Below are 16,546 nucleotides of genomic sequence, written 5' to 3' on the forward strand. Positions count from 1 at the left end.
GCGTGTCTCCCTTTGTTCAATCAAATTCCTCGAAGAGCGCTCTTCGATACCGCTCTTTCGCCTGCTGGTAATAAGGTCTGGAGATAGGGATTTCTTCTCCCCCGCACAAAAAAATGTTTTGCTGCATATCGTCCACATTGTACATATTGACGATAAAACTCTGATGACATCGGAAAAATATTCCTGGATCCAGCGCCTCGGCGATTTCATTGAGTTTTCCGCCGCTGCTGTATTCACTCCCGTCTTTGCATTTATATAAAAGATTATGCCCCCGGCTGGCGATATAGAGGAGTTTTTGGTAAGGGATCGCGTAGGGCTTCCCATACCGCTCAAAGATTACGGCTCTTCCCTTATTTTTTTTGATCTGATGTTCAGCTCTTTGCAAAAGCCTGTCCATATCCTGTTGTTCCACTGGTTTGATCAGGTACTGAAACACATATAGATCATATGCCTGGCGATAAAAATCATCGCTGGTGGAAACAAAACAGATCAAAGCCTCTTCGTCCATACTGCGGATGGTTCCGGCCAAGTGAATGCCGTTTTCATCATCCTCCAGAAAAATATCCAGCAGATAAAGATCAAAGCGAAGGGAAAGTTCTTCCATATCGAGTATCAGTTTTTCTCCGCTGGTATAGAGTTCGCAGCTATGATCCACGCCGATCATCTGCACCAGCCGCCGAGTATCTTTTTCGTTGTCTTCACAAATTGCAATACGCATGCCTTATCCCTCGTCTTCCGGCCCCGAGGGCCTTTTTTAATCAATCTGTCAGCACGTATGCCACCTGCAGATAGCATATCGCGCGGCGAACGTTCTTTGAAATCTTGAAACAATGAAAATAATACCCTTATATTATATAGAGAACTGCGTAAAAATGTAACGTCAATCTTGTCGATTTTTCTGCAAAATTTGACCAATTTCTTTCGTTACCGGGTCATATGGGGCATCAGGCCTCAGTGGTGATCGCATATTGGCAGTTTTCTGGCGGCATGAAGAGAGGGTTGCCGGCGGTATGGGAGGAGAGTCGTAAATAGCAGGCTGCTGGAAGGGAAAAGCTGTTTGCGGAAAAAAGCAAAAAAATTATGCGAAATTTACGCATTTTTCAACGATTGCGCCCCCTTAAATTGACCATAGCGCAGGAAAACCTTCTTTTTGGCAAGACGGGGCCCCGCAAACCCACAACTTTGCGTAAAGATTGCCAAATTTCGCAGAAATTTTCCGATCTTCGGCTCCAGGCAGGCCCGCCCAGTTGGGATGGAAGGTCCCCGGAGACAAAGATTTACGGTCTTACTTTTACATTCTTCTTGATCATATAAGGTCTCAGCCCATCGATACCAGATGCCAGGGATATCAAGCGAAAGATTTCGCTTTTCTTGGTGCCATCCCACCAGCTTCCTGCCAGAATATCCACTTGCGTGCCCCTGAATCCTTGCGGAAACATGGGCGTACTGGATCCGAGCATAACGATGCGGCTGTCCGGCGCGCACCAGCGGAGCAGCTGATCGATGGTTCCATTGATAGTTGTGGTGCCGCTTAGAAAAACAACTTGGCACTGGGGCAGCAATTCTGCTTGTCTTTCTGCAGGGTAGATACCATCCTGTCCTTCTCTTCCCTTATCGAACATGTACATCTGACAGTTGTAGGGCTTTAGCATCATGACGGCTGGTTGGATCATACCGATCATGCCCACCTTTTCGCCTCCCGTCAAATGCAGTCCGAATGGTTTTCCCTCCTGGCTGCAGTCGGGCAAATCCTGCTGGGTAGAAGCCGCATTGAGAACTGCATTGCCAATGGCTCTTTGAATATTATCCCTTCCTTCGGCTGCCCAGTCAGCGATTTGCGCCGCCGAAACGCCGATCATTTCTCTGGCGTAGGGGAAAACGGAGCATCCGCCGGGCAAATCTTCCCGGAGGACATAGGACACGCCCACACTGTCATCGTCCAGCTGGACAGCGATCAGGGAAATTCCTACCACCAGATCTTTTATGGTTCTGTTTTGGGTATATGGCTTTGCAGCTTGTAAAAGTTTATCGATCAACAATTCAGGGTCCTCCTTTTATTGGGATTGTCTGCAGTCCAATTTGGAAGCAGAGGCGACGATGCTGTTATTCCTCTGTACTTGCTGCAGGGTCATTGCTGCTGTTTTCTGCTGTCGGGTCTGTAGGTGCGGTTTTAGCTTGTGTTTCTCCTGCTGCAGCTTGCTCTGGGTCTTGCCAGTGCCCCCAGTTCTTCTTCCAATGCATTCATAGACATTATACGCTGTAATCCTTGCTGTTGCAAGCACTGAAAGGTTTTTGGCTTGATATTCCACTGGGAGTTTGGGACTTTTCAGATTAGTTTTTTCTTTCTTCAAGCAGATGAATGGGACTGCCTGATGAAGCAAATCGCTTTTCATGCGGCCGCCCTATTTGCGGGAGGTCACTCGGCAGCACAAGCTTTTTTCAAATGTTGGGTGTATAGATTTTCGGATTGCGGAAAAGATTTAGTAAAATTTGCGTGAAAAAGGAGCTGATCGCATTCATCACGAATTCGAATGCAGCAGCTCCTCTCAGCATTTCTTAAATCAACTTTTCACTATAAATGTCCTCAAGGCCGTATCGTTTCACCCGTTCCCGGATCTCTTCCCGATCAATGGAATACAGTCCTTTTTCTTTCATTCGCTTAAAGTATTCCGCTCCGGCAAAGGTATAGCGTGTCATCAAACCTTCCTCGCTTTCCAGGTTCTTATTGGCGAAGGCAATCAAATCGCCGATGGCCAGGCCGATAGGCAGTTCTAAAAGCTTCATGCCTTTCAGATACCGCACCGCGTTATGCCCGGCCAGGCTGCCAGTGGAGATGGCTTCTGTGTGGCCTACAAAAAGTCCGGATTTTTCGCCGCCGCAGAAAATATTTTCAATTCCGGCTGCCTTCATCGAATTTTCCCGTTCCGCCACGGACAGATAGCGAATGGAGTTGCCTTTTCCCCCGGCGTAAGGGTCCACATATCTGGCATTTTCAAAGCCCGGAACACGGCGCAAACTTTCCAGCGGGAAGAAGGGCGTCATGATTTTGGCATAGCCCGTGTCCAAAAGAACAATGTTCTCCGCATATTCAGTCAGGGCATACTGCTGACAAACCTTCAAATCCAATTTTTCCGGCACGATTTCTTCCTTTGGCACAGGAATGACTGCTACGCCGTATTCATCCAACTGCTGACGAATTTCATCGGAAAGGGAACCTTTTTCCAACTTGCCCGATCCGCTGAAAGCGCCGAAAGCTCCGTCTTTTCGGCGGCCCATAATATCACTCTTGCCTGCTTTTTGCGTTATGCTGACTCGCGGGCCGAAGGCCGGGCACCTGAGGATGCACATGCAGCAGCCATTGCCGTATGTAAGGCAGTTTCCCATAGGCCCGGTAGAGCCGGTGCATTTGGTAAGCAATTGGACAAAACCCTCGCTTTTACTTTTGCGGCTTTGGTAACCGCAGGGATTACGTCCCCAAACATAAAAATCTCCTCCTTCGTTCTTCTCTTTGTGAGCATTATAACGAAGAAAGAGATTTTTTGCTGTGCTATGAAACACGCATTTGTCTAATATTATTTTGTACGAACGCTCTTCACGGTTGAATAGGGGCTGTAAACTTTCTTGCCTTTGACGATTCTGTAGGAGCGCACTTTATAATAGTACCGGTGATGACTCGTCAGACAAATGCTCGTGTAACGTCTCAGCTTACTGCGGGAATCTTTGATCTGCTTATATTTGCCGTTTTTACTTTTTGCTCGGTAGATACGATAACCATCGGCTCCATGGACTTTTTTCCAGGATATCCGAATGTTCTTTTTGCCTGCGGTCAGTTTGTAAGAAGGCGCTTTGGTCCGGGGCACGGCCTTTAGCCTCTTGGAGAAGTTACTGTACAAGTTTTTCCCACCCTGATTTTTGTATGCGCGCACTTTGTAATAATAGCTCTGGCCGGTGGTCAGCTTCTTGTTGGTCCAGGAAGTGGCTTTGGTGGTCTTTACCTTTTTGTATTTGCCGTTCTTGGTGGCACGATAGACCTGGTAGCCGGCTGCGCCCTTTACCTTCTTCCAGGTTACTTTGGCGCTGTTATAGGTGACCGAACCTTTTACCTTCGGCGCGGCCGGGGGCGCGGCCTTTGGTTTTGGTACGGTGGTTTCCTGTTCCTTCACGTTCAAGTTTATGGTATAAGGGGTGCCGGTGGCATAATCGGTCCGCTTGTCTCCATTCCACTGTTCCCCGTAAATCTTCAAGGTGTAGGTTCCGAGAGGAAGCCCTGCAGGGATTGTCAGGCTGGAGCTGGTCGCTGTTTTGTTGCTGTTGATTGAGCCGTAGTACAGGATTTCTCCCCTGGAATCGGTCAATGCCGCGGTCACATTGGTGTAATTTGCACTGCCAAAGGATTGTAATGCCGGATGGCGGATTGTCAGTGCGGCCGCAGGATAACCTTTTGTCAAGGTGACCGTGTTGCCACTGACTCCTTTTCCGGAAACCCCGGCGCTGCCGGACATGGAGTTTTTATCAGACAGGGTGGCCTTCCATTCCGTGATCGAACCGTTTGTTGCCACTTTTTTAAAGGTCGAGGATTTGCTGCCTTCGGCAGCCGATGTGAAGAGGACAGAGGACAGATTCAAATTAAAAGCGGGAGCAGCGCCGACGTCATTCGAGTGCACATTTCCGATAGCCACCTCACCGTCAAAGTCAACGATGGCGGCAAAGTTAGCCTCAGTAGTGGACGCCGAACGCAGCCACCAAACGCCCGCAGAATTAGCGCCCTGACCTTTTGCATACGTTGTCACAGTTTGTTTTCTGGATTGGGCAGCGCCATTTGCATTATAAAACCCATATTTTTCATTGTTTATATCTGCTGCCGTAAGGCAAAAGATTTTGTTCCCTCCTATGGCAGGATTTGTATACCATCCATAGGTATCGTCGCTTTTACTGCCATTGCTGTTCCAGATCGCTCCTTGTTCGCTCTCCTGAAATGCTGTTTTTAAAAATCCGCCTGATGTATAGAAGCCGCTAAAGCCATCACTGTTCAGCCACTTTAACAGATTGCTGTCTTTCCATTCATTTCCCTCAACAGAATTTTCATTAAATTGAACGCAATCTACGACCTGGTCGGAAAGCAACAACATACATCCATTCTCAGAGGATAAACTGTTCTTTTTGCCGTTGTCCAGGACCTTCCATTTTATTGGCTCCTTATCTGTAGCGTTCCCTTGATAATATTCCCCGAAATACAGGTATTCGCCTGACCAGGCAGCATTCTTACTTGCCGGCTTTGCAGGATTGGCGATTCCACCGCTGCCTGCTTGAATGAGTTTCTCTTTTGCTGCCGCCATTGCAAGAAAGCCTTCGCCTGGCAGCAATGGTATTGTTGCCGTGATCAGGCAGAGGGACAGCACCGCGGCCATCACTCTCTTCCAACGTATGGCGCTAATCATTTTTCTGTCCCTGCTAAGAATCCTTTTTTCCATAAGCGCGCCTTTCTCTACGTTGCGTGTTACCTTGATTTTAACTATATCTTACAAGCTTTTTAATAACATTTCCAGTATCTTTTATTTTACCATGCACTTATGTCATCTTCAATATTTTTTTAAAATTCTAACATTTACTGTTAAATATTCTGCAATTCTTACCGCACATTTTTAAAATACTCCGAAAAAACGTCACAGTTAGGAGACAGTCTGCGGACTTTAATGGACATGGAACTGAGTACTGCTGATTTTGTACAGAGACGCCATGCCGCTGACAATAATATAAATCGTGTCAATCTATTCTTTATCTAAATAAATCCCCAAACTTAAAATATATCGTAAGATTTTTCTCCTCATCCACATAAATTCGTTCTACCAGTTCTTCCAGGAGCGGCCTGTTAAGGGCCGCGATATTCTGGTGTTTTCGGAATACTTCTTTCCACTGCCTTTGCTCTTGTTTCTGCGTTTCATCCTTTTGATCCGCATCCATCTGCGCAAGATTCTTTTCCAAAGATGCTTTCTGTGTGCGGAATTTTTTGCGAAAACTCAGATATTCTTTCTCTGTCAGCAAACGTTTATTATAATCCAAATACAGGGTTTCCAACTGTTTATCCAGTTTTTTAAGTTCTGCTTTCGCAGCCTTCTTCCGGCTCTTTTGTTCACTGCGCCATTCCCCTTCATCCAGCTCTGCGATGCCTTCCATGATCCCGTCCACATCGACCAAAGAAATCTGTAGCTGGATTGCTTTAAGTACTGCGTTTTCAATGATATCCGCCTTGGTAAAATGGGAAGTGCAATCGTTTTTGTTCCTTTTATAGTAGGTGCTGCAGGCATAGTAGACCTGCTTGCCATTTTTCCGTTTGTGCATTTTCCGCTTGCAATCCGCGCAGTACACAAAGCCCGACAGGAGTGACGGCTCCGACTGGCAGCTTTTCATGCTTTTATTCAACTCCAGCAGCTCCTGCGCCTTGTCAAAAACCTCTTGCTCGATGATCGGCTCATGCCGGCCTGGGACAGCGGCCCACTGGTCTTCAGGCACTTTAATTTGCTTATGAACTTTGTAGCTGATCACGGTGAGCTTTCCCTGTATCATCTCCCCGAGATAAGTCCGGTTTTGCAATATCGTTTTGACCGTCCGCGCGCTCCAGGCAAAGCTTTCACTTCCCTGCACCCCGGGATTTTGGTATTTGTATCCTTTTGAGACTTTGTAGCCTGTGGGATTTGGTATGTTTTTTTCATTTAACGTTCTTCGGATTTTCTCCAGCGCCATACGGTTTACCACATACCACTGAAAAATTTGCCTTACGATACTGGCGGCCTCCTCATCTATGATAAAGCTGTACTTATCCTCTGGATTCCTTATATACCCATACGGCGGAAAACCGCCTTGAAATTTTCCTTCCCTGCGCATGTTCTGAAAGGTTTGACGGACAGACATGGACGCGGACTCGGCGATTCGATCGTTGACGATCCCATTTAGGGGCAGCTCGTAGCCGTGTACCACATTGGGGTTCCTATAAGTGTCAACTTCTGGGGCTTCCAGGGTAATGAACCGGATTCCCATTCTGGGAAAATATTCCTCAAGAAAGTACCCCTGATCCGAGTAATTTCGAAAAACCCGGGACAGCATCTTGGAAACGACACAGTTTACATTGCCGCCTTCAATGTCTTTGATCATTTCCTGAAAGGAAGTTCTTTCATCATTGGTGGTTCCGCTGATTCCATCGTCAATATAGGTTTTATAGAGTTTGTACGGTTCACGGAATTCCTCTTCTAAAAAGTGCTTGATAATCGCATCCTGATTTTTTACGCTGAGGCTCACATCGTTTCCATCGGCAACCGAAAGCCGGATATAGACTCCGATCTTCCAGACGATCGGCTCGCTTTGGCTGCGAAAATAAACGCCGTTTTTGTTTTTGCCATCCTTTGCAAGTCGTGTTCCCATGGTTCCTCCTTCAAACGCTAACGGTGATTCATGGTAATGAAGTATTGCCGTAACTTGCTTTCGATGGTTTGGCTGGTGTCGCTGAATCGCATCGTCACCTTGGTCTTGCCGCTGAGGAAGCAATAGGGATTCTCTGTTTGCTTGAGATAGGATTTGATTTTGTTTTCTTTGGTGTTGCTGTTCGCTGGTTTCATATGCACACCCCCTTTTAAAAAATATACCTGGGACAAAGGGAATATGCCTTTTATCTGAATCACAAGAAAGCTGTCAGGGGCGTCTTGTAAATTATAATAACAATACAACTGACATTTTGGTTTACCATAATGAAAACACTTTATTTTTAAGCAAGTTAGTGGAAAAGGGCTGCATACAAAAGGGCTAAACCCGCTAATAATAAGAAGAAAACATGCGGGAGATCACAGTATGAATAAAACTTGCAGCAAAAATTACAAAGCTCTGGCATTCCTGCCGCTGGTTCTTTTTCTGGGCTTGTACGTGGGCTGCGGAATCGCCTTCACTTTGGCGGGAGCGGAAAATCCCTTTGCAAAGATGCCCCGTTACGTGGCTGTGATGGCGGCAATTTTGGCGGCGCTGCTTTTTTACGATCGAAAGACGCCTGTCAGCCAAAAGCTGGATGTCTATTGCAGAGGCGCCGGAAGTTCGGGAGTCATGCTGCTGGGCATCATCGTTCTCATGGCAGGAGGTTTCTCTTCGGCCGCAGAGGCAATGGGCGGAAAGGAATCCATTGTCAACATGGGGCTCACCCTCATTCCCCACCATTTTTTAATCCCTGGAATTTTTATCGTAACCTGCTTTATATCCACTTGTATCGGAACTTCCACCGGGACCCAGGTGGCCTTGATTCCCGTTGCAATGGCCCTAGCCCAGGGAGCAGGACTGAATGCGGCCATGGCCGGATCGGCTGTCATAGCCGGTTCCTATTTCGGCGACAATCTGTCCATGATTTCCGATACCACCATCTGCGCGACCAAAGGTGTTGGCGCAAAGATGAAGGATAAGTTTCAAATGAATTTATTGATCGCCCTGCCCGCAGCAATGATTACCATCATTCTTTATGCTGTACTGGGCGGCAGCCAGGGGGGAACCGCAGATACTCAGGACCTGTCCTATCACGTGGTCCAGGTTTTGCCCTATGTGACCGTCCTGGCAACTGCCATCGCAGGGCTGGATGTCCTCCTGGTATTGCTGATCGGCATCTTGATGTCCGGCATCATCGGCATTGCCATGGGCACCGTCACCTTCTTTGAGTGGACGATGGCCATTGGTTCCGGGATGGAGGATCTGTTTTTCCTGGCTGTGTTTTCCATGCTCATATCGGGATTGATCGAGCTTGTGAGGTATTACGGCGGCATCAGCTGGCTCTTTGAAGCCATGACCCGCAAGATAAAAACGCGAAAAAGCTGCGAATATCTCATCTCTTTTTCCTGTATGGCCCTGTCTGGAACCACGCTGAACAACCCGGTGGCCATTCTCATAACTGCGCCGGTAGCCAAAGAGCTGGGTGAAAAATACCGAATCGCTCCAAAGCGCCTGGCCAGCCTTTTGGATATTTTTTCCTGCATCATTCTCATGCTGCTGCCCCACGACAGCGGCCTCCTGCTGGCCCAGCAGTACGGGCACGTCACTTATCTGGAAATCATGAAATACTCCTTTTATCCGGTCCTGCTGTTTTTGTTTACTTGCGTTACCATACAGTTTGGGCTGCTGCGAACGAAAATAGTAAAAAGATGAGCAGCCAATGAAGCAGTCTTCTCCTTGCGGCCTTCTTTTGTGCAAGTTGTAAGTTGATAATCTCCAGTTTTTCGGAAATCGCTTTCAAGTCATTCGCTATTGTATATGGAACTGCCCGTTGCTGCAAGCAACGGGCATTAACAATCAAGGAAAACAACGCAATTGTTGCGCCAATTCTCTCATTCGACATTTTTCGACACTGATCTCGGCAGCGCCACGCTTACTTCAGCTTGACGATCAGCTGTCCGGTTTTCACCTGCTGGCCTTCCTGGACATAAATCTTGTCCACAGTCCCATTCATTGGTGATAAGATATTGGTTTCCATCTTCATGGCCTCAATGACGGCAAGGGGCTGTTTTTCCCTGATTTCCTCACCTTCCTCCACCAGGACTTTGAGAATGTTTCCTGGAATATTGGCCCCAATCTCCGTTAAGTCTTCTTCATCGGCGTATAAAATCTGCGATATCTCCGATGCGATTCCGGCATCTTTATCCCTAATTCTTACAGCGGTGCGGCTTCCGTTGACCTCGAACACCACATCGCGAGAACCAGCTTCATCCCCATCGCCGGCATGAATCAGTTTGATGATCAATTCTTTTCCTTCTGCGATCTTCACCTCACAGGTCTCGCCCTCAGCCAAACCATGGAAGAAAATATCGCTGCCCATCAAACGAAAATCCCCTTCAGTTCTCACTTCCTTAATATAGTCTTCGAAGACCTTGGGATACAGCGCCCAGCTGAGGGCCTGACGCTCTGTGCCTTCGAGATTTAATTCTTCCCGCAGGGTTTTCTTAATCCCATCAAAGTCTTTGGGCTGCAGCAAATCCCCCGGCCTGCAGGTGATCGGCTCTATATTTTTTAGTACCAGCTTTTGCAGCTTCTCGGGAAAGCCTCCTTCCGGCTGGCCCATCATGCCTTCAAAATAGGAAACAGCCGAGTCCGGAAAGTCAATGTCCTTTCCTTTTTCATAGATGTTTTCCGGCGTCAGGTCATTTCGCACCATGAAGATGGCCAAATCCCCCACTACTTTGGAAGTGGGCGTTACTTTGACTATGTCTCCCAGCATCTCGTTAACCGCTTTGTACATGTCCTTGACTTCCTGGAATTTATGGCCCAGTCCAAAGCTCTCCACCTGAGGTTTCAAATTGGAATACTGTCCTCCTGGTATTTCATATTGATAGATTTCCGCTGAGTTGGCGGTAAGCTCCGATTCAAACTTCTTGTAAACCGGCCTTACGGCTGCCCAGTACTCGGATATCTTTTGCAGGCCCTCCTGCTCCATCCCAGTGGCCCGCTCCGTATTTTCCAAAGCAGCCGCCAAGGAATTCAAAGCCGGCTGACTGGTTAGCCCCGACATGCTGTTGAAGGCCGCATCGGCCAGATCCACGCCTGCTCCGGCGGCCATGAGTGTGGCTGCGATGCCATTGCCGCTGGTATCGTGAGTATGCAGATGAATCGGGATACTGACTTCCTGCTTTAGCGCTGTCACCAGCTTGCTTGCAGCCATGGGCTTGAGCAGACCGGACATATCTTTAATTCCCAGTATATGGGTCCCCCGCTTTTCCAGTTCCTTTGCCATTCGCACATAATAGCTCAGATTGTATTTCTCCTTTCGGTCATCCAAAAGATCTCCGGTATAGCAGATGCACGCTTCGGCCACTTTGCCCTGATTCAGGGTTTCATCCAGAGCAGCTTCCATGCCTTGAATCCAGTTCAGCGAATCAAAAATGCGAAAAACATCAATTCCCGAGCGGGCCGATTCTTTGATGAACCTGCGAATAACATTATCCGGGTAATTCTTATAGCCCACTGCGTTGGATCCGCGGATGAGCATCTGCAGCAGGATGTTGGGGATTTGGGCGCGCAGAAGATCCAGCCTTTCCCATGGCGATTCCTTGAGGAACCGGTAACACGTATCGAAGGTCGCGCCGCCCCACATTTCTATGGAAAACAAATCCTTTCCAAAATAAGCGGTCGCCGGAGCAATCTTTTCCATATCGACGGTTCGAACCCGCGTTGCCATCAGTGACTGCTGGGCGTCCCGCATGGTTGTATCTGTCAGAAAAAGCTTTTTCTGCTTTTGAATCCACCGCACCAATCCGTCCGGCCCTTCTTCCTCCAGAATCTGCTTGGTCCCTCTCAGCTCTTTCAAATCCTCCTGCTTGATTCTCGGGAAAACCGGCACATCAAACTCCGGTTTTATTCCTTTTGTTTCATTGACAAATTGATTTCCCAGGAAGGCCAGCACCTTCATTTCCCGGTCTTCTCTGACTCGTATATTGAGCAGCTTGGGATTGTCGGCTATAAATCCCGTGTCACAGCTGCCCGTGCGGAAATCAGGATGGTTGAGCACGTTCATGAGAAAAGGCGCGTTGGTCTTGACACCCTTTATCTTCATTTCCCTAAGAGCCCGCATGGCCTTGTCAGCCGCATCGGTAAAGCTTCTGGACCAGGCAGTTACTTTTACCAGCAGGCTGTCGTAATAGGGCGAAATTACCGAATCAGTAAAGGCATTGCCGCCGTCCAGGCGGATCCCAAATCCGGATGCGCTTTGGTATGCGGTAATTATACCCGTATCCGGGGCAAATCCGTGAATAGGGTCCTCGGTGGTTACTCTGCACTGGATGGCATAGCCTCGCGGCTCGATGGATTCCTGCCCTTTTATGTTCAATTCCTCCGAATCCAGGGGATAGCCTTGGGCGATAAGAATCTGGGACTGGACAATATCGATTCCCGTTGTCATCTCCGTGACGGTATGCTCTACTTGAATTCTCGGGTTCATTTCAATAAAATAGTGGCCGCCATATTCATCCACTAGAAATTCCACCGTGCCCGCGCTGCGATAGTTGACAGCGCCGGCCAGTTTGAGCGCGTCCCGGCAGATTCGCTGTCTCTGTTCCTTTGTAAGGCAGATGGCTGGGGTAAATTCCACCACTTTCTGGTGCCGTCTTTGGATCGAGCAGTCCCGCTCGTACAGATGCACCAGATTTCCATATTGATCGCCCAGCACCTGCACTTCGATATGCTTAGGCCGCTCCAGGTACTTTTCGATGAAAATATCATCGATCCCAAAGGCTTTTTTTGCTTCCCGCTTTGCGCTCAAAAACTGGGGGATCAGTTCCTTGCGATTGCGGACGATCCGCATTCCTCTCCCGCCGCCGCCGGCGGCCGCCTTGAACATAATCGGATACCCACAGGCTTCTGCGTATTTGATCGCCTCCTCTTTTGTCTCAATGGCTTTTTCGATTCCTGGAATCGTGGGCACGCCCGCTTGGTTTGCTGCAAGTTTGGATTGAATCTTGTCTCCCAGACGCTCCATCATTTCATGAGTTGGGCCGATCCAGACAATGCCTGCCTCCTCGCAGGCTTTGGCGAACGCCGCGTTCTCCGAGAGGAATCCATAACCCGGGTGGATTGCTTCTACGCCCTTAGCCTTTGCCAGCTCAATAATTTCATCAGCCGCAAGGTACGCGTCCACCGGCGACTTTCCCTTGGCGATGGGGTAGGACTCATCTGCTTTTGTCCTGAAAAGCGAATTTTTATCTTCTTCCGAATAAATTGCTACACTTCTAATACCTAATTCTTTACACGCCCGAAAAATTCGGATGGCGATTTCTCCCCGATTGGCGACCAGTACTCTTTTAAAGTTCCTGATGGTTTTCATCTTTTCAATCTCCTTTCCGCTGCCTTTCTCTCTCAGCATCCCTTTTCGCTCCCATTCAGCAGACGCTTTATTCTTGCCTGGGCCGCGGCCAGTCTTGCCGCAGGTACACGGAATGGTGAGCAGGATACATAATTCAATCCAATGCGATCACAAAATTCGATGGATTTGGGATCCCCTCCATGTTCGCCGCAGATGCCCAGGTGGATGCCTGGTCTTACTGCTCTTCCTTTTTTCGTTCCTGTCTCCACCAGCCAGCCTACACCGTCCTCATCAATCGACTGGAAGGGGTCCTCTTTGAAGATGCCCTTTTCCTTGTACTCTTTGATCATTTTGCCCGTATCGTCTCTGGAAAAGCCAAAAGTCAGCTGAGTCAAATCATTGGTACCAAAAGAAAAGAATTCCGCTTCTTCTGCGATTTCATCGGCTGTCAGAGCGGCCCGCGGCAGCTCGATCATGGTACCGATCAAATAGGGAATCTGCTCACCCTCCCGCGCCATAACGGACTGGGCAGTTCTCTCCACCGTTGCCTTCACATCCGCCAGTTCGTTTTTCATACCAGCCAGGGGGATCATGATTTCCGGGACAAGATTGAGATTCTCTTCTCTGCGTACCTCAATCGCCGCTGCTATAATTGCTTCTGCCTGCATCTCGGCGATTTCCGGATAGGTGACCGCCAGGCGGCAGCCTCGATGCCCCATCATCGGATTGAACTCATGCAGCTCCTCTACTTTCTTAGCCAGCTTCTCATAAGGAACGTAGATCTGCTCCGAAAGCTGGCGGATCTCGTCCTCCGTATGTGGCAGGAATTCATGAAGCGGCGGATCCAGCAAGCGGATGGTCACCGGCCGTTCTCCCATAATTTGATAAAGTCTCTTAAAATCATCTTTCTGATAGCTTAAGAGGAAGGATAGGGCCTCCCTCCGTTCTTTTTCCGTATCCGCCAGAATCATTCTTCTTACAGCGGGAATGCGTTCTTCCTCAAAAAACATATGCTCGGTTCTGCAAAGACCAATTCCTTCGGCTCCAAAATCCAAAGCCTGCTGGGCATCTCTGGGATTATCCGCATTGGCCCGAACTCCCAAACTGCGAAGTTCATCCGCCCATCCCATAATCGTTTCAAAGTCGCCTGAAAGCTCCGCCGGTACTGTTTTCAGCTGACCCAGCAGCACCTCACCGGCCGTACCGTCCAAAGAGAGATAATCGCCTTCCTTTAACACGGTATTCCCAATGTTTAAACGATGTCCTTCTTCGTCAATATGAAGCTCCCCACAGCCGGAAACACAGCATTTTCCCATACCTCTGGCTACCACCGCAGCATGTGAGGTCATGCCTCCTCTAGCCGTGAGAATACCCTGGGCCGCTGCCATTCCCGCCAAATCCTCGGGGGAAGTCTCCAGCCTTACCAAAATGGCGGCAATCCCGTTCTCAGCAGCTGCCACAACATCTGAGGCTGTAAAGTAAATCCTGCCGGTCGCTGCTCCCGGAGATGCGGGAAGTCCCTTTGCGATCCGCTCTGCCCCTCCCAAATCTCCATCGTCGAATCTGGGGTGAAGGAGCTGGTCGATCATGGCAGGTTCCAGCCTCATGACTGCCGTATCCTTGTCAATCAGCCCCTCCTTTACCATGTCTACTGCGATTTTAACCGTTGCCGCCGCGGTTCGCTTTCCATTTCTGGTTTGAAGCAAAAACAGCCGGTTTTTCTCAATGGTAAATTCGATATCCTGCATATCCAGATAATGGTTTTCTAAAAGCTTTGAAATACGAAGGAACTCTTTGTACGCTTCGGGAAACGCCTTCTCCATTTCTCCAATGGGCTGCGGCGTCCGTACTCCGGCGACCACATCCTCCCCCTGCGCATTAACCAGGAATTCCCCAAAGAGCGCTGTTTGTCCATTGGCCGGATTTCTTGTAAAAGCCACGCCCGTTCCTGAGGTCTCGCCCATATTTCCGAACACCATGGCCTGCACATTTACCGCAGTACCCATGTCTTCTGCAATTCCGTTGAGCTGTCTGTAAAGGATCGCCCTTTCATTGTTCCAGGATCGGAAAACAGCTTTGATCGCTTCCATCAGCTGGTCGCCCGGATTCTGCGGAAAGCAGCTTCCGGTTTCTTTCTTGACCAGTGCTTTATAGTCGTCGATGATGGTTTTCAGGTGGCCTGCTGTCAGCTCCACATCAAAGCGGCAGCCTTCCTTTTCTTTCTTAGTATCAAAGATAGCATCGAATTTTGCCTTTTCAATCTCCATCACCACTTCGCCGAACATCTGGATGAATCTGCGATAGCTGTCATAGGCAAACCGTGGATTTTCTGTCAGTCTGGCGAGACCTTCCGCCGTATCGTCGTTCAGTCCCAGGTTCAAAATCGTATCCATCATACCGGGCATGGAAATTTTAGCCCCGGAACGAACCGATACCAGAAGAGGATTTTCTTTACTGCCAAAGCCTTTTCCCGTTACCTCTTCCAGTTCAGCAAGCTTTTCAAAAATTTCCCCAGCAAGGTCATCTGCCAGCTTTTGACCGTCCTGATAATATCGGCTGCACGCCTGAGTGGTAACGGTGAAGCCAAAGGGTACCGGCAGGCCGATTTTTGTCATTTCAGCCAGACCAGCGCCTTTTCCGCCCAGCAGCTCCTTCATGTCCTTTGAGCCTTCATTAAACGAATAGACAAACTTTTTCTTTTCCATGTTTCTTTTCCTTTCATATAACAACTGTTCATGTTTTTCTACAAATTGTATATTTTTACAACTTTTCAAGATCGTGTGAATTGATTTTCTGTTCCGGTTATGTTTTAATGGGGATATCAATTATTTAACACATTCGTTTGGGAGGGAGTCAATGGATATTAAATCGCTTCAATATTTTATCGCTGTCGTGGAATCAACCAGCATCACAAAAGCTGCTAAAGCCCTGCATATCTCCCAACCTCCTCTCAGCCACCAGCTCAAACAGCTGGAAGTGGAACTGGGCACCAGGCTCTTTGACCGGGGCCCCCGCTGCATCACCTTAACCAGCGCTGGTGAAACCCTCTACCACCGCGCCAAGAATATCGTTGATTATACCGAAGAAACCTGCCGGGAAATCAAAAGCATCGGCGACGGCAACAGCGGCCATATCAGCATTGGAATGATCTCCTCACTGAGCTCGAACTTGTTGTCGGATATCCTGAGTCAGTTCTGCAGCAAATATCCCAATGTACAATTCGATATTCATGAACACAATACATATGACCTGATTGAATCTCTTGACAATAATTTAATCGAACTGGCTTTTGTGCGCACGCCTTTTGATAATAATCATTTCAGTCAAATGCTTCTTCTAAAAGAGCCTCTGGTTGCTTACGGTCATTCCAGCTTTTTTTCCGATGTTTCAGAACTCCTTTTGGAAGCGGACTTTTTTCAGGGTAAGCCGCTGATTATCTATCGGCGCTGGAAGTATATCCTCGATGAATACTTTAAGTCTGAAAAGGTTTCTCCCGTTTACCGCTGCATCAACGATGATGCAAAATCCTCATTACTTCTGGCTTCCTCCGGCCAGGGCATAGCCATCATCCCCGCAGGCATCGCCAATATAATCCATGATGATGCTATGCGATACCTTCCAATGGATGCTGCTCATCTGGCAACAGAGGTCTATGCCATTTGGGATTCGGAGCGCTACATCTCCCCTGCTGCCAGCAACTTCCTTCAGATGCTGGAATCGTTTGAGATCAATTGA

At 48.4% G+C, this 16,546-nt stretch carries 11 protein-coding genes; 2 read left to right on the forward strand and 9 right to left on the reverse strand.

Going from position 1 to position 16,546, the window contains the following annotated elements; translation table 11 throughout:
• Positions 1-16: 16 nt before the first annotated feature.
• From LG211_RS16370 to LG211_RS16400, 7 genes are all read right to left on the reverse strand, one after another.
• A complete protein-coding gene (locus tag LG211_RS16370; protein ID WP_269478013.1) occupies positions 17-718 on the reverse strand; it encodes a LytR/AlgR family response regulator transcription factor in 702 nt (233 codons plus the stop codon).
• Between the two features lie 559 nt (positions 719-1,277).
• Entirely contained in the window at positions 1,278-2,039 is a 762-nt protein-coding gene (locus LG211_RS16375) for a Rossmann-like domain-containing protein (protein ID WP_148396884.1), read from the reverse strand.
• A gap of 15 nt (positions 2,040-2,054) precedes the next feature.
• A complete protein-coding gene (locus tag LG211_RS16380) occupies positions 2,055-2,393 on the reverse strand; it encodes a hypothetical protein (RefSeq protein ID WP_269478014.1) in 339 nt (112 codons plus the stop codon).
• A gap of 163 nt (positions 2,394-2,556) precedes the next feature.
• On the reverse strand, positions 2,557-3,417 hold the full coding sequence (locus LG211_RS16385) for an FAD-dependent oxidoreductase (protein WP_465250808.1): 861 nt from the start codon (positions 3,415-3,417) through the stop codon (positions 2,557-2,559).
• Positions 3,418-3,572: 155 nt separating this feature from the next.
• A complete protein-coding gene (locus LG211_RS16390; RefSeq protein WP_269478015.1) occupies positions 3,573-5,438 on the reverse strand; it encodes a DUF6273 domain-containing protein in 1,866 nt (621 codons plus the stop codon).
• A 337-nt stretch (positions 5,439-5,775) separates the two neighbouring features.
• Positions 5,776-7,416: a recombinase family protein gene (locus tag LG211_RS16395; RefSeq protein ID WP_269478016.1), complete on the reverse strand. Its 1,641-nt coding sequence runs from the start codon at positions 7,414-7,416 to the stop codon at positions 5,776-5,778.
• A 17-nt stretch (positions 7,417-7,433) separates the two neighbouring features.
• Positions 7,434-7,610 (reverse strand): DUF6870 family protein, encoded by a 177-nt coding sequence (locus LG211_RS16400; RefSeq protein ID WP_227755525.1) that lies wholly within the window; start codon positions 7,608-7,610, stop codon positions 7,434-7,436.
• Between the two features lie 229 nt (positions 7,611-7,839).
• Between LG211_RS16400 and LG211_RS16405 the strand changes: the two genes are divergently transcribed.
• A complete protein-coding gene (locus LG211_RS16405; protein ID WP_269478017.1) occupies positions 7,840-9,168 on the forward strand; it encodes a Na+/H+ antiporter NhaC family protein in 1,329 nt (442 codons plus the stop codon).
• Positions 9,169-9,388: 220 nt separating this feature from the next.
• On the opposite strand, the gene LG211_RS16415 is transcribed toward LG211_RS16405, so the two are convergent.
• Positions 9,389-12,871, reverse strand: coding sequence for a pyruvate carboxylase (locus LG211_RS16415; protein WP_465250809.1), 3,483 nt, complete (start codon positions 12,869-12,871; stop codon positions 9,389-9,391).
• Positions 12,865-15,516, reverse strand: a complete 2,652-nt coding sequence (gene ppdK, locus LG211_RS16420; protein WP_269478018.1) for a pyruvate, phosphate dikinase — start codon at positions 15,514-15,516, stop codon at positions 12,865-12,867. Before ppdK ends, LG211_RS16415 begins: the two co-directional genes overlap by 7 nt.
• 151 nt (positions 15,517-15,667) lie before the next feature.
• Here ppdK and LG211_RS16425 point away from each other — a divergent pair, with 151 nt between their 5' ends.
• Positions 15,668-16,546 carry a LysR family transcriptional regulator gene (locus LG211_RS16425; RefSeq protein WP_148399114.1) on the forward strand — a complete coding sequence of 293 codons (879 nt, stop codon included), beginning with the start codon at positions 15,668-15,670 and terminating at the stop codon, positions 16,544-16,546.

Source organism: Hominibacterium faecale (assembly GCF_020734085.1).
Classification (GTDB): Bacteria; Bacillota; Clostridia; order Peptostreptococcales; family Anaerovoracaceae; genus Hominibacterium; species Hominibacterium faecale.

Bases quoted from the DNA above. Each gene is read 5' to 3' on its own strand.
- LG211_RS16400 (WP_227755525.1), bottom strand. From the start codon at position 7,610: ATGAAACCAGCGAACAGCAACACCAAAGAAAACAAAATCAAATCCTAT.
- LG211_RS16370 (WP_269478013.1), bottom strand. From the start codon at position 718: ATGCGTATTGCAATTTGTGAAGACAACGAAAAAGATACTCGGCGGCTG.
- LG211_RS16390 (WP_269478015.1), bottom strand. From the start codon at position 5,438: ATGATTAGCGCCATACGTTGGAAGAGAGTGATGGCCGCGGTGCTGTCC.
- LG211_RS16415 (WP_465250809.1), bottom strand. From the start codon at position 12,871: ATGCTGAGAGAGAAAGGCAGCGGAAAGGAGATTGAAAAGATGAAAACC.
- ppdK (WP_269478018.1), bottom strand. From the start codon at position 15,516: ATGGAAAAGAAAAAGTTTGTCTATTCGTTTAATGAAGGCTCAAAGGAC.
- LG211_RS16425 (WP_148399114.1), top strand. From the start codon at position 15,668: ATGGATATTAAATCGCTTCAATATTTTATCGCTGTCGTGGAATCAACC.
- LG211_RS16405 (WP_269478017.1), top strand. From the start codon at position 7,840: ATGAATAAAACTTGCAGCAAAAATTACAAAGCTCTGGCATTCCTGCCG.
- LG211_RS16380 (WP_269478014.1), bottom strand. From the start codon at position 2,393: ATGAAAAGCGATTTGCTTCATCAGGCAGTCCCATTCATCTGCTTGAAG.
- LG211_RS16395 (WP_269478016.1), bottom strand. From the start codon at position 7,416: ATGGGAACACGACTTGCAAAGGATGGCAAAAACAAAAACGGCGTTTAT.